At 68.9% G+C, this 12,612-nt stretch carries 11 protein-coding genes and 1 pseudogene; 5 read left to right on the top strand and 7 right to left on the bottom strand.

What is annotated here, in order from left to right; genetic code table 11:
* Nucleotides 1–34: 34 nt before the first annotated feature.
* Entirely contained in the window at nt 35–835 is an 801-nt protein-coding gene (locus BKN51_RS16940) for an SDR family oxidoreductase (RefSeq protein ID WP_101608577.1), read from the top strand.
* Nucleotides 836–837: 2 nt separating this feature from the next.
* Complete coding sequence (locus BKN51_RS16945; protein ID WP_101608578.1) at nt 838–1,803, top strand: aldo/keto reductase; 966 nt, start codon at nt 838–840, stop codon at nt 1,801–1,803.
* A gap of 45 nt (nt 1,804–1,848) precedes the next feature.
* Here BKN51_RS16945 and BKN51_RS16950 read toward each other — a convergent pair whose 3' ends face one another.
* From BKN51_RS16950 to BKN51_RS16960, 3 genes are read right to left on the bottom strand one after another with little or no spacing between them, the layout of a single operon-like run.
* Nucleotides 1,849–2,406: a TetR/AcrR family transcriptional regulator gene (locus BKN51_RS16950; protein WP_199193121.1), complete on the bottom strand. Its 558-nt coding sequence runs from the start codon at nt 2,404–2,406 to the stop codon at nt 1,849–1,851.
* A complete protein-coding gene (locus BKN51_RS16955) occupies nt 2,400–3,605 on the bottom strand; it encodes an MFS transporter (RefSeq protein WP_233224209.1) in 1,206 nt (401 codons plus the stop codon). Before BKN51_RS16955 ends, BKN51_RS16950 begins: the two co-directional genes overlap by 7 nt.
* Before the next feature lie 26 nt (nt 3,606–3,631).
* Complete coding sequence (locus tag BKN51_RS16960; RefSeq protein ID WP_101608580.1) at nt 3,632–5,011, bottom strand: FAD-dependent monooxygenase; 1,380 nt, start codon at nt 5,009–5,011, stop codon at nt 3,632–3,634.
* Between the two features lie 80 nt (nt 5,012–5,091).
* Between BKN51_RS16960 and BKN51_RS16965 the strand changes: the two genes are divergently transcribed.
* Nucleotides 5,092–5,757 (top strand): TetR/AcrR family transcriptional regulator C-terminal domain-containing protein, encoded by a 666-nt coding sequence (locus tag BKN51_RS16965; protein WP_101608581.1) that lies wholly within the window; start codon nt 5,092–5,094, stop codon nt 5,755–5,757.
* On the opposite strand, the gene BKN51_RS16970 is transcribed toward BKN51_RS16965, so the two are convergent.
* Complete coding sequence (locus tag BKN51_RS16970) at nt 5,711–6,340, bottom strand: TetR/AcrR family transcriptional regulator (protein ID WP_101608582.1); 630 nt, start codon at nt 6,338–6,340, stop codon at nt 5,711–5,713. The genes BKN51_RS16965 and BKN51_RS16970 overlap by 47 nt on opposite strands.
* A 115-nt stretch (nt 6,341–6,455) precedes the next feature.
* Here BKN51_RS16970 and BKN51_RS16975 point away from each other — a divergent pair, with 115 nt between their 5' ends.
* A complete protein-coding gene (locus tag BKN51_RS16975) occupies nt 6,456–7,655 on the top strand; it encodes an oxygenase MpaB family protein (protein ID WP_101608583.1) in 1,200 nt (399 codons plus the stop codon).
* Between the two features lie 79 nt (nt 7,656–7,734).
* On the opposite strand, the pseudogene BKN51_RS16980 reads toward BKN51_RS16975, so the two are convergent.
* Together BKN51_RS16980 and BKN51_RS16985 are read right to left on the bottom strand one after the other, a co-directional pair.
* Nucleotides 7,735–10,310: pseudogene (locus BKN51_RS16980) on the bottom strand (glycoside hydrolase family 3 protein).
* A 166-nt stretch (nt 10,311–10,476) separates the two neighbouring features.
* Nucleotides 10,477–10,692, bottom strand: a complete 216-nt coding sequence (locus BKN51_RS16985) for a hypothetical protein (protein WP_101608584.1) — start codon at nt 10,690–10,692, stop codon at nt 10,477–10,479.
* A gap of 140 nt (nt 10,693–10,832) precedes the next feature.
* On the opposite strand from BKN51_RS16985, the gene BKN51_RS16990 reads away from it, so the two are divergent.
* Nucleotides 10,833–11,633 carry an NmrA family NAD(P)-binding protein gene (locus BKN51_RS16990; RefSeq protein ID WP_101608585.1) on the top strand — a complete coding sequence of 267 codons (801 nt, stop codon included), beginning with the start codon at nt 10,833–10,835 and terminating at the stop codon, nt 11,631–11,633.
* Here BKN51_RS16990 and BKN51_RS16995 read toward each other — a convergent pair.
* Nucleotides 11,623–12,573, bottom strand: a complete 951-nt coding sequence (locus BKN51_RS16995) for an Lrp/AsnC family transcriptional regulator (RefSeq protein ID WP_101608586.1) — start codon at nt 12,571–12,573, stop codon at nt 11,623–11,625. The two genes, BKN51_RS16990 and BKN51_RS16995, sit on opposite strands and share 11 nt — an antisense overlap.
* Between the last annotated feature and the right edge of the window lie 39 nt (nt 12,574–12,612).

Consider the following 12,612-nt stretch of genomic DNA (forward strand, 5'->3'; position numbering starts at 1 on the left):
CATCGAAAGCAGTATCGATAACCATGGAGCGCATGTGGAAGTGACAGGACGAGTCGTCGTGCTGACCGGCGCGGCACACGGAATCGGCGCCGCCATGGCCCGGCGGTTCGCCGCCGAGGGCGCCGCCGGAGTGGTGGTCTCCGACCTCGACCTCGACGCGGCGGAGAAGGTCGTCGCCGGGATCACGGCCGCCGGCGGTGCCGCCATCGCGCGCCACGCCGACGCGTCGTCCAAAGAGGACTTGAAGATGCTGGTGACCGAGGCGAGGACGGAGTTCGGCCCGGTGGACCTGTTCTGCTCCAACGCGGGTGCCGCGTTCGGGACGGGCGTGCACGCCGCCGACGAGCAATGGTCGCGATCGTGGGCGATCAACGTCATGCAGCATGTGCACGCCGCACAGGTCGCGCTTCCCGCGATGTTGAGCCGGGGCCAAGGATATCTGCTGATCACGGCCTCGGGCGCGGGCCTGCTCGGCACCCCCGGCGACGCGCCCTACTCGGTGACCAAACACGCGGCCGTCGGACTCGCCGAATGGCTGGCCATCACCTACCGGCCGCGCGGGGTGCAGGTCAGCGCGCTGTGCCCGCTCGGCGTGCGGACCGCGTTGCTGGAACCGGGGATCGCCGCCGGGCACCCCGCCGCACTCGCGATCGCCGCCGCGGCACCGCTGCTGGAACCGGAGGACGTCGCGGAATCGGTCATCCACGGCCTGGCGTCGGAGGAGTTCCTGATCCTGCCACACGAATCGGTACGGGAGACCTACGCGCGCAAGGCGGCGGGTCTCGACGCCTGGATCGACCGCACCATCCTCGAAACCGGCGCGCGGAAGAGGTGAGCATGGACCACCGCAGGCTCGGCGCGAGCGGACTGTCCGTCAGCGAGATCTCGTACGGCAACTGGCTCACGCACCCCGACGGCGCCGAGTGCGTCCAGGCCGCGCTCGACGCGGGCATCACGACCTTCCACACCGCCGCGGCCTGGGACGGCGGCGCCGCCGAAGAAAACCTCGCCGCCGCGCTGAGCGCCGTGCGCCGTGACGATCTCGTCCTGTGCACCGGCGTGTTCTGGCCCGAAGGCCCGGGCCTCAACGACGCCGGCCTCAGCCGCAAGCACCTGACCACGTCGCTGCACGGATCGCTGCGGCGCCTGCGCACCGACTACATCGACGTCTACCAGTTGCTGCGGTTCGACTACCGCACGCCGTTGGAGGAGACGTTCCTCGCGCTGTCGGATCTGGTGCGGCAAGGGAAGATCCTCTACGCCGGTACCGCGGAATGGACGGCGGAACAACTGCTGGAGGCGCGGCCGATCGCCGACCGGCTCGGCGTCCCGCTCATCGCCAACCAGCCGCACTACTCGATGCTCTGGCGGGTCGCCGAGGCTCAGGTGATGCCGGTGTGCGAACGCGCCGGGATCGGCCAGTTCGCGTCGGTGGCCCTAGCGCAGGGCGTGCTGACCGGCAAGTACCGGCCGGGCGAGATCCCGCCGGACTCCCGGGGCGCGAGGGTGGGCGAGGCCCGGCCGCTGCTCTTCCCGGACCTCCTCGAACGCGTCGGCATGCTGCGCGGCGTCGCCGACGACGCCGGGCTGACCATGGCCCAGCTGGCGCTCGCGTGGACGTTGCAGCACAACACCGTCGCCTCGGTGGTGACCGGGGCGAGCACCGCGGCACAGGTGACCGAGAACGCGAAGGCGTCCGGCGTGGTGCTGGACCTCGACGTGCTGACGCGGATCGATCAGCTGCTGGGCAGTTTCATCCAGACGGACCCACGGCTGACCTGGTCGCCGCCCGCGACCGGCTGACCGGACCTCGTGAGTGGTAAGGACGGTTCTAACCATCCTTACCACTCACGAGGTCAGTGCGGTCCGCAGGATGGCCTCGAACCGGTCCGCAGTCGGTGGTTCGTCGCGCAGCAATCCCTGCAGCAGCAACCCGTCCACCAGCCCGACCAGCATCTCGACCCGCACCGGATCGTCGGTGTGACGGCGCGCGAAGTCCGCCAGGGCCGACATCCAGCGATCGGTCGACTCGCGGAGTCTCGGCTCCCGCGCGGCGAGCAGGTACAGCTCGTACTCCGCCAGCAGGTGCCCGGGTTCCGCGGCCACGCGGGCCAGCAGGGCCGCGAATTTCGGCAGGGCGTCTCCGCCGGGTTCCGCGGCGAGGACACGCATCCGCTCGGCGTCTTCGTCCATGCACTGGGTGAGCGCGGCGGTCAGCAGGTCTTCGATCCCCTGGAAGTGGTACGCGGCCGCCGTCGCGGGCAGCCCCGCTTCCCGGGCGACCGTGCGGTGACTGACTCCCGAAACCCCGTCCCTCGCGACGACACGCAGGGTGGCCTCGATCAGTTCCCGTTTGCGTTGCTCACCTTTGGCGAGGCGGCCGTCGGCGATCGGCTCGTTCAGCATGCCGCCTCCTCGCGCGTCGTGGTCTTCCTGGTCAGCAGAGGATACGAGAGCAGGGCGATCAGGATGATCAAGCCACCGGCGACCACCGCGACGGCGAATCCGCCATCCGGGCCGAAGCGGTCGACGGCCTCTCCCGACACCGCGGCGCCCAGGGCGACGCCGATGCTGAGACCGGTGATCGCCCACGTCATCCCCTCGGTCAGTTTCTCCGCCGGGACGATCTTCTCGATCATCCCCATGACGACGATCATCGTGGGAGAGAAGAACAATCCGGCGACGAAGACCACCGCGCACAGGCCGATGATGCCGTCCACCGCCAGCAACGGCACCGCACTCGCCGCCGTGCCAGCGGTGCCGATCAGGAGCAACCGGGGCGGGGCGATGGTCAGTTTGAGCGTCCCGAAGGCCAGTCCGGAGATCGCGGAGCCCACCGCGTAGACCGAGACGACGACGCCCGCCGCCGACGGCGACCCGACGGCACCCGCGAACGCCACACTGACGACGTCGACCGCGCCGACGATGACACCGCCCGCCACGAGCGTCAGTACCAGCACCCGCACCGCGCCCAGCCGGATCGCCGAACTTCCCGCCGCTCCGCTCGGCGGCAGGACGCGTGGTTCCGTCTCTCGCCGCGAGACGAACAGCAGCACCCCGACGGCGAGTAACACCACGGCGAGCAGCGGTCCCGCTTCGGGGAAGACGATGGAGCACAACGCCACCGACAGCGCGGGCCCGATGACGAACGTCAGTTCGTCGACCACCGATTCCAGCGCGAACGCCGTGTGCAACCGGGGCGAGCCGCGGTAGAGCGCCGACCAGCGGGCCCGGACCATCGCCGCCATGCTGGGCATGAATCCGCCGAGGACCGCGCACACGAACAGCGTCCAGTCCGGCGCCCCGAACCGGGCGCAGAGCAGGAGCGCGCCGATCGCCAGCACGCTGATCCCCGTCACCGGCATCAGGATCCGGCCCTGCCCCCGGCGGTCCACCAGCCGCGAGACCTGCGGGCCGAGCAGTGCCATGGACAACGTGAACGCCGCCGAGACCAGTCCGGCGAGGCCGTAGTCGCCGCGCGTCCGCGCCAGCATGGTGATGATCCCGATCCCCATCATGGGGACCGGGATCCTGGCGAGCAGCCCCGCGGCGGAGAAGGCGAGCGAGCCCTTCGCGGAGAACAGCTCTCGGTACTGGCCTGCCACGGCACACTCCATAACTTGAACAGTCGTTACATTTTGAACACTCGTTTCACTTTATACACGTGACCCGTGACGCGTGCGAGTGCTTCGTCCAACCCGGCCGTTTCGCCGTCGGGCGCGACCCAGGCGACATAGCCGTCCGGCCTCACGAGGAAGACCGAACCGGCGTCCTCCACCAGAAGCGCGCGACCGTCCTCGGACACCAGCGGCACCGGAGCGAACCGGCCCACGAGCGGATGGCCGGAGCCCGGCGCGTAGTCGATGTCGGCCCCGTTCCCCATCGCGATGAAATGCCGTTTGGCCGCCGGGATCCCCAGCGTCTCCTCCATCACCTCCCGGAGCGCGGCGACCTGCGGTCCGGGCCGCATCAGCGCGACCTGCGCACGGGTGTTGCGCAGGACCCGTTCCCCGACCGGGTGCCGTTCCGCGGTGTAAGTGTCCAATAAGGACTCCGGCGCCCCGCCCCGCACCACCAGGCCCAGTTTCCAGCCGAGGTTCATCGCGTCCTGAAGCCCGAGGTTCAACCCCTGGCCGCCGATCGGTGAATGCACGTGGGCGGCGTCGCCCGCCAGGAGCACGCGCCCCTGCCGATAGGTGGCCGCCTGGCGCGTGTTGTCGCTGAAGCGGATTCCCCCGTCCAGCCTGGTCACCGTCACGTCGATTCCGCTGACGCGGCCGATGCTCGCCTGCATCTCCTCGGCTGTCAGCGGCGCGTCCCGGTCGTCCGGCCCGCCGTCGAACTCCATCGTGGAGATCTCCCCCGGGACCAGCGACAGGTTCACCATCCCGCCGGGACCGTGCATGGACGACTTCACCGCGCCGGGATCGGCGAGGTCGGCCGAGGCGATGCGCCCGGTCATCGTCGGGCCCGTGCCGGGGAACGCGATCCCGGCCCGCTTGCGCACGACGCTGCGGCCGCCGTCGCACCCCACCAGGTAGGCGGCCCGTTCGGACCGGCCGTCGGCGAGCACGGCACGGACCGCGTCGTCCTCCTGGACGACGTCGACCACTTCGCGGCCCGCGTGGATCCGGACACCGAGCCCGGCCGCCCACTCGGCGAGAACCTTTTCCAGCACATGCTGTTTGAGAATGAATCCGCCGGCCGCACCAGGCTGGACCTCGTCCTCGACGAGTGGCAACCCGGCAAAGTGCCCCCTGGAGCGACTTCCGTTCAGCTGCCGCGCAAGCCCGGACATCTCGCCTTGCGCCTTCGAGAACGCCTCGGTCAGGCCACGCAGCCGCAAGGACTGCGAGGTGCGGCCGTTGATCCCCCGCAGCCCGAAACTCCGGTTCCGGCGGACGGCCCCGTCGGCCGACTCCAGGACGAGTGGATCGGCTCCGGCCAGCCGGAGCTCTCCTGACAGCAGCAGACCGACCGGTCCCCCGCCCACGATGATCACGTCGTTCACGACACCCCCGTATTTACAGCGTATATTTACGCCGTAAATATGATAGATACACCGTAAACCTGTCAAGCGAAGGGCGCGAGATGACGCGGAGAGAACCGTTGAACCGGGAGAAGGTCCTGGACGCGGCACTCGCCCTGGCCGCCGAAGAGGGCCTCAAGGGGCTTTCGATGCGGAAGCTCGCCAAGACGCTCGGCGTCGAAGCGATGGCGCTGTACAACCACGTGCAGAACAAGACCGACATCCTCGACGGCATCGCGGAACGCGTCTACAGCGGCATCGAGCGCGCGGACCCGGATTCGCCGTGGCCGGAACGGGTGCGGGTCACCGCGCTCAACATCTATCGCGCGCTCGCCCGGCATCCGGTCGTGCCGATGGCGCTGGCCACCGACGAGGCCAACCCGAAATCACTGCGGGCCTTGCAACCGCTCGACGATCTCGTCGGCGCGCTCTACGAAGCCGGCTTCGAAGACGACGGCGTCCGCCAGACCTTGGGCGCGCTGAACAGTCTCATCTTCGGCTCCCTGCTGCTGACGACCGTCGGCTTCACCATGCCGCGCCGCGGCGAATCCGAACGGGAACAGGCGGATCTCTATCTCCGGCGAGTCGACCCCGAGGTCCTGCCGCACTTCAGCCGCGCGATACCCGCGTTGAGGTCCGCCGATCCCGAACGGGACTTCGCCCGGGCACTGGAACTGCTGATCAACGGCCTTGTCGCGGCCGCAACATCGGGACCAGGAACCGCCTAGCCACTTCACGGACCTGCTCGTCGTCGTCGAGATCGATGACCTGACTGGGAGTGACCAGGAACGACGCGGAGACCCGGGTCATCAGTTCGGCGACGAGTTCGACGTCGACGTCTTCCGAGACGTTGCCCGCCTGCTGCTCGCGGCGGAGCTGCCCCGCGACGAACCGCTGGACCGTCGCCAGGGTGTTGCCGCCGTCGCTGACCATCGACGGGACGAGCACGTCGGGCTCGGCGGCCATCAGCCCGCCGATCAGCGGGTTGTGCCGGATCGCCCGCAGCGCGCTGGCGAAGCCGAGCACCACCCGGTCCGCGGCGGTTTCGGCCTGCTGGATATCGAGCAGGAACTGGTCGAAGTAGCGCCGGAACTCGCGCCGCACGACCTGTTCGACCAGGGCGTCCTTGGTGGCGAACCGGCGGTAGGCGGTGATCCGCGAGACACCGGCCCGGCGCGCGACGTCCTCCATGGTGGACCGCCGGATCCCCATCCGGCAGAACTGCTCGTAGGCGGCGTCGAGCAGTCGGAGCGCGATCGCGTCGCCCTCCTCGGCGCGTTCGAGCGCGTCGGTGAGCGCGCGCTCCAGCAAAGAATCCGGGTCTGGTGTCTTCGCGACGATTGTGCTCTCCTTGAGATACGCGGTTGCACTACTTGTATCACAGTATCAATCCGCAGGTCCGGGACTCAAGGAGGAGTACTGGCGCATGACCGAACTCAATCGACGCAAGATGCTGATCGTCAGTGGCGGAGCGACCTTGCTGGGGGCCATGGGGATGGCCCAGCCCGCCTGGGCGTGGAGTCCGAGCGGTTCGGTGGCCGGCGCGGGGGCGGGCACCGATCCGAAATGGGTGTGGGACGCCGAAGCCGATCCGGTGGTCGCCGCGGTCCTCGACCGGGGGCAGGTCGCGGAGGTCAACCGCGCGCTGCGGACCTGGACCAGGAACGACCAGCCGACGCCGTCCGGGCTCCCACCGGACCTGCGGGAGTTCGTCGAGTACGCGCGACGGCTCCCGTCGTGGGCCGATCAGTCCACATTGGACAAGGCCGCGGACTTCATGAAGGTCAGCGGGCGCTTCGTCAACCTGCTGAACGGGCTCGGCGGCGGGATGCTGAGCACCGCCATCCCGAACGAGGCCAGGGCGGTCTACTACTCCAAGGGCGGCGCGGACATGAAGGACCGCGTCGCGAAGACGGCCAAACTCGGCTACGACGTCGGTTCGCTCAACGCCTACCGGCCCGACGGCCAGATGATCGTCTCGGCGGTGAAGACCCGTCTGGTGCACGCCGCCGTCCGGCATCTGCTGCCGCAGTCACCGCACTGGCAGCAGGGAATCCCGATCAGCCAGAACGACATGCTGGTCACCTGGCACACGCTGCCGACCTACACGATGCGGAAGCTGACCGACTGGCGCGTCCGGGTCTCCCCCGCCCATTCGGCCGCGTACCTGCACATCTGGCAGGTGACCGGGCACATGCTCGGGATCAGCGACGAGTACCTGCCCTCGACTTGGGACGCCGCCTACTCGCAGTCCACGCAGGTGCTCGACCCGGCGATGGGACCGACCCGCGAGGGCGTCGAACTCACCGACATCCTCCTGGACATGCTCGCCGAGCAGACCAGCCCGGGCGGCGCCGACCGGCCGATGGTCAACGCGCTGGCCCGCCACATCGTCGGTGACCGGGTCTCCGAGTGGAACGGCATCCCGCGGGAACGGATCTGGGACCCGCTGATCGGTACCGCGTTCCCGGCGCTGGTGGCGTTCCACGAAAAGCTCATCCCGCTGCCGCTGGTGCCGCCGGTCGCCTGGGTGCTGGACGAGGCGATCCGGCGGTACATCCGGCTGTGGCTCTCGGAAGGCAGGCCGGTGCACATCGAGATCCCGGACATGAACCGGCCTTCGTGAGGGGGTCACCGGTGCTATGAAAGGCCCGTTACTTGCAAAATTTGCAAGTAACGGGCCTTTCATAGCACGCGCGAGGGGGTCAGTTCAGACTCGAGCAAGGTCTCGCGTCGGGATCTTGAGCCCCCTTGGGCACCCACCGCACGTTCGCGAACGAAGCCGAGAACTTGCCGTCGGTGTACACCAGGAACGGCGTGTTGACGTTCTCCAGGTCCAGCCCGGTGGCGAAGCACGACACCGGGATCTTCACCGTCGACTTCGGCGCACCCGCCAGATCGGTGAAGAGCTTGGTCGCGTTCACCTCCGAGAAGCACGGGTAGACACAGTGCATGCTGATCACCGTCCGGTTGGCCGGTGCCTGGTGCACGATCGTGTCGAACTCCAGCGCCGCGTCCGCGTTGAGATATCCGCGCAGATCGTTGGTACCGGCCGGGTTCTGGAAGTAGAGCTGGGCAGGGCCGGTCCCGGTCCAGGTCGACTTGAGCCCGTCCTGCTGGACGTTCACGTCGGACTGGACGACGTCGATCTCGGCGTGCGAAGCGGCGCCGTCCGGGCCGATCTCGGTACCGCCCCAGTTCTGCGCGGAGCCGATGAAACCCTTGTACGGCGCGACATCCGTGCGGTTGAACACCTCGAGGTCCTCGGTCGCGGTGCCGCCGCCACCGGTCGACCCACAGGCCACCGGGCCGACGGTCTCGTCCAGCTGCCCGACGGTGACGCGCTGGCCGGTCTTGAGGCCGTAGCCGAGTTTGAACAACGGGTCGTACGCGGGCGACGCCGGGTTCAGCGGCGTCTGGCAAGCGCTCTTCGGCCACGAGTACGGCAGGGTGCCCTTGAACCCGCCCTTGACGAGGACGTCGGCGACGCCGCCGCCTTCGGTGCCGGGCAGCCAGGCCGCGACGAACGCGTCGGAGCGGTTGATCTCCTTGTTCATGTACAGCGGACGGCCACCGACGTAGACGGTGACGACGGGAGCACCCTTGCCGCTGACCTTGTCCAGCACCGCCAGGTCCTCGGGGTACAGCTTCGAGGCTTCGAGGGTCTTGCGGGTCAGGTCGCCGACGCCTTCCGCGTACGGGGTCTCACCGATGACCGCGATGACGGCGTCGTAGCCCTTCGGGTCGGCGTCGCCCTTCTCGTCGAAGGTGACGTTGACGTCGCCGAGCTGCTGCTTGAGCCCGGCCAGGATCGACGTGGCGTTCGGGAAATCGGCGTTGGTGTTGCCGGTCCCCTGCCAGCTCAGCGTCCAGCCGCCGGTCTGGTTCTGGATGCTGTCCGCGCTCTTGCCGACCACCAGGACCTTGGACTTCGGCTTCAGCGGCAGCACGTTGCCGTTGTTCTTCAGCAGCGTCTGCGACGAGCGCGCCGCGTCACGCGCCAGCCAGGTCTCCTTGAGCGCGTCGTCGGAGTTGGCGTAGGAGCGATCCGACGGCTTCTGCGACTCGTACAGCCCGGAGCGCAGCTTCACGCGCAGGATGCGGGTCACCGCGTCGTCGATCCGCGAGACCGGGATCTGACCGCCGTTGACCTGCGCGACGGTGTTGGCGATGAACGCCTTCCAGTCGTGCGGGACCATCACGACGTCGATGCCGGCGTTGATCGCCTGCGGGCACGAGGCGTTGGTGCAGCCCGGAACCTGGCCGATGCCGTTCCAGTCGGACACGACGAGACCGTCGAAGCCCATCTTGCCCTTGAGGATCTGGTTCAGCGCCTTGTCGCTGCCGTGCAGCTTGCCCTCGTCGATCCCGAGTTCGGCGTTGGTCCAGCTGTTGAACGACACCATCACGGTCTGCGAGCCCGCCGCGAGCGCGCCGTAGTAGCCCTGGCCGTGGACGTTGATCATCTCGGCTTCGGACGCCGGGGTGACGCCCTGGTCCTGCCCCTTGAGGGTGCCGCCGTCACCGATGAAGTGCTTGGCGGTGCCGATCACGCCGTTGTAGCCGATGCGCTTGGTCGAGCCGTCCTGGAGACCGTTGATCGCCTCGTAGCCGTAAGCCCGGGTGATCCGCGGGTCCTCGGAGAACCCTTCGTAGGTGCGGCCCCAGCGGTCGTCCTGCACGACGGCCAGCGTCGGCGCGAAGGCCCAGTCCTGACCGGTGGCGCGGATCTGCCGGGCCGTCGCCGCGGAGACGTCGCGCACCAGGCACGGGTCGTGCGCCGCGCCGAGACCGATGTTGTGCGGGAAGACGGTGGCCCCGTACACGTTGTTGTTGCCGTGCACGGCGTCGATGCCCCAGATCACCGGGATCTTCGTCCGGCTGGTCTTGGCGGCGTCCCAGTAGGAGTCGGCGAGCTTCAGCCAGTCCTGCTGCGAAGCGTGCTTGTCCTGGTTCGGCCACGAACCGCCGCCGTTGAGGACCGAGCCGATGGAGTACTGGCGAACCTCGTCGGGGGTGATGGCGGCGATCTCGGGCTGCGCCATCTGCCCGACCTTCTCCTCGAGGGTCATTCCCCGAGGATCTGGGCGATCCGCGCCTCGTCACCGGTCTTGCCCTTGAACCGGCTCTCGACCTTCGGCCAGTCGGCGAGGGTGGGCAGGCTCTTCTCGATCCGGGCACAGCCGTCTCGGTCGAGCGCGGGTTTCCCGATCACGGGCTGTTCGGCCGCACCCGCGGACGGCGCGGCCACCACGGCCCCGCCGAGCAGGGTGAGGCTCATCAAGGCGATGAGCGGACTTCGGCGCGCACGAGAACGTCTTGCCATGGTCTGGTCCATTCTGCGGGAGGAGGGACCGGCCGATCCTCACCGGACCCGGCGAGCACGTCAAGGGTTTCGGGCGGGTACGACGAAAGTTAATTTTTGCCGTGAACTAAGACCCGCCCCGTCACCCGGCCACCTGCCGCCGGTTACGCCGCTTGGCGGTGTACGGCAGCGCGAACAGGTAGAGGCCACTGAACATCAGCAGAAAGAGCGGCGGGAGCGGCGTGTAGAGCACCCATTCGGCCGGGTCCCCCTGCGCGACGACGACGAAGCAGACGATGACGGTGGCGACGAAGACGAGGGACGTCCAGCGGTGGAACGTCCGGATGCGCTTGCTCATGGAAACCTCCCGGTGTCGTTTTCCTGTGCGGACGACGCTAGGGACGACCCCGGTGCGAACGCTTCTCGATTCCTGATCGGTCCGGCTTGACCTCCACATTGCTCGAGCTTTTACCTTCACAGGATACGAAGGGAGCGACGATGACCGTCTTGGTGACTGGGGCCACCGGGAACACCGGCCGCCACGTGGTGGCCGAGCTCGTCCGGCGCGGGGAACGCGTCCGGGCACTGACCAGGAATCCCGCCACGGCCCGGCTTCCGGCGGGGGTCGAGCTGGTGGAAGGCACGCACACCGCGCCGGAAACGCTCGACTTCGACGGGGTCACGCGGCTGCACATCACGGTGACGGCCGGTCTCGCCGACGTCGGCGCCGATCTGGTCGAGCGCGCCGTGTCCGCGGGGGTGCGGCGGATGACCATCGTGTGGGGCGGTTACGCCGGGCCGACGGAACAGGCCATGGCCGAGTCCGGCGCGGAGTGGACGCGACTGGAGCCGCAGGAGTTCATGTCCAACGCGCTGACCTGGGTCGACTCCGTCCGCGCCGACGGCGTGATCCGCGAGCCGTTCGACCTTCCCAGCGCGGTGGTGCACGAAGCGGACATCGGCGCCGTCGCCGCCACCGCGCTCGTGGAAGACGGGCACTCGGGCAAGGTCTACAACCTGACCGGCCCGGAAGCGCTGACGACCCGCGAACGGATCGCGATCCTCGGCACCGCCCTCGGCCGTGACCTCGCACTGGAGCGGATCACGCGGCAGCAGGCGATCGACCGGCTGCTGGCCGACGGCGTTTCCCCGCAGGACGCCGAATACGTCATCGGCTGGCACAGCGATCCGCCGGTGGAGGCAAGGACCGTGGACGACACGGTCGAGCGAGTGCTCGGACGACCGGCCCGGACGTTCGCCCAGTGGGTCAAGGAGTATGCGGACCGGTTCAGCCGGTGAGCGGTCCGACCGCCTTCACGATTTCCAGCACCGGCGCGGTGTGCACCGTGTGGATCGCGCGCAGCGCACCGAGGCGGTGCGTGAGGTAGCGATGCAACGCGGCGGGGTCCGGGCAGAGCGCCTGCGCGGCCAGATTGGTCGGCCCGGTCGTGGCGACGACGACAGCCAGCTCCTCGTGGGTGGCCAGCGTCGTCGCCACCTCGTCGAGGTCCGCCGGCGCGACGGCCATCCACAGGAACGCCTGCGTGGTCACGCCGTACAGGGCCGCGCTGATCTCGACGTCGAAGAAGAGCGCGCCCCGCGCGCGAAGGTCGGACAGGCGTCGTGTCGCGGTCGCCGGCGCAAGACCGGCCGCGGTGGCGAGATCCGCGATGCTCGCCCGGCCGTCGTGCCGGAGGGCGGCGATCAGCGCGTGGTCCGCCGCGGTCGGCGGGACGTCGTCCGCGACGGGTTCCGGCAGTCGTAACGCGTCCTGCTGCTCCTCGGTCAGCGCGGTGACCCGCCCGTGCCACGCGGTCGGGCCACCGAGGTAGGTGTGCAGGATGAAATGCGCGGACACCGCCGTGACGCTCGCGGTACGCGGGATGTCGTGCAGCAGCATCGCACTCGGCGAATGCCTCGGCGTATGCGCGATCGTCACGATCTCGGTGCCGCCCGAGGTGAGTTTCACCCAGGACGTGTCCGGCCGTTTGGCCAGCGAGCGGGCGAGTGTCTGCGCGGTGGCGGGCTGCGCGGTGAGCCGCACGAGCCATTGCGTCAGCCCCGCCCGGTCGGGATCGGGCAGGCCCACCACTCGCAACCCCGCTTCGGCGCGAAGCCGCTGATAGCGACGGGCGACGGTCTGTGTCGAAACGCCGAGCACCGCGCCGATCCGGCTGAACGGCGCACGGGCATCGAGATGCAGCGCATGGATCAAAGCGCGGTCGATGTCGTCGAGCATGGAAAATTTCGCCCATCCGAGGCCGGTTTCCTGGAACAG

This window comes from Amycolatopsis sp. BJA-103 (assembly GCF_002849735.1).
Taxonomy (GTDB): Bacteria; Actinomycetota; Actinomycetes; order Mycobacteriales; family Pseudonocardiaceae; genus Amycolatopsis.

Coding starts and splice junctions, on each gene's coding strand:
- BKN51_RS16945 (WP_101608578.1), top strand. CDS start 838: ATGGACCACCGCAGGCTCGGCGCGAGCGGACTGTCCGTCAGCGAGATC.
- BKN51_RS16950 (WP_199193121.1), bottom strand. CDS start 2,406: ATGCTGAACGAGCCGATCGCCGACGGCCGCCTCGCCAAAGGTGAGCAA.
- BKN51_RS16965 (WP_101608581.1), top strand. CDS start 5,092: ATGACGCGGAGAGAACCGTTGAACCGGGAGAAGGTCCTGGACGCGGCA.
- BKN51_RS16975 (WP_101608583.1), top strand. CDS start 6,456: ATGACCGAACTCAATCGACGCAAGATGCTGATCGTCAGTGGCGGAGCG.
- BKN51_RS16985 (WP_101608584.1), bottom strand. CDS start 10,692: ATGAGCAAGCGCATCCGGACGTTCCACCGCTGGACGTCCCTCGTCTTC.
- BKN51_RS16990 (WP_101608585.1), top strand. CDS start 10,833: ATGACCGTCTTGGTGACTGGGGCCACCGGGAACACCGGCCGCCACGTG.
- BKN51_RS16995 (WP_101608586.1), bottom strand. CDS start 12,573: ATGCTCGACGACATCGACCGCGCTTTGATCCATGCGCTGCATCTCGAT.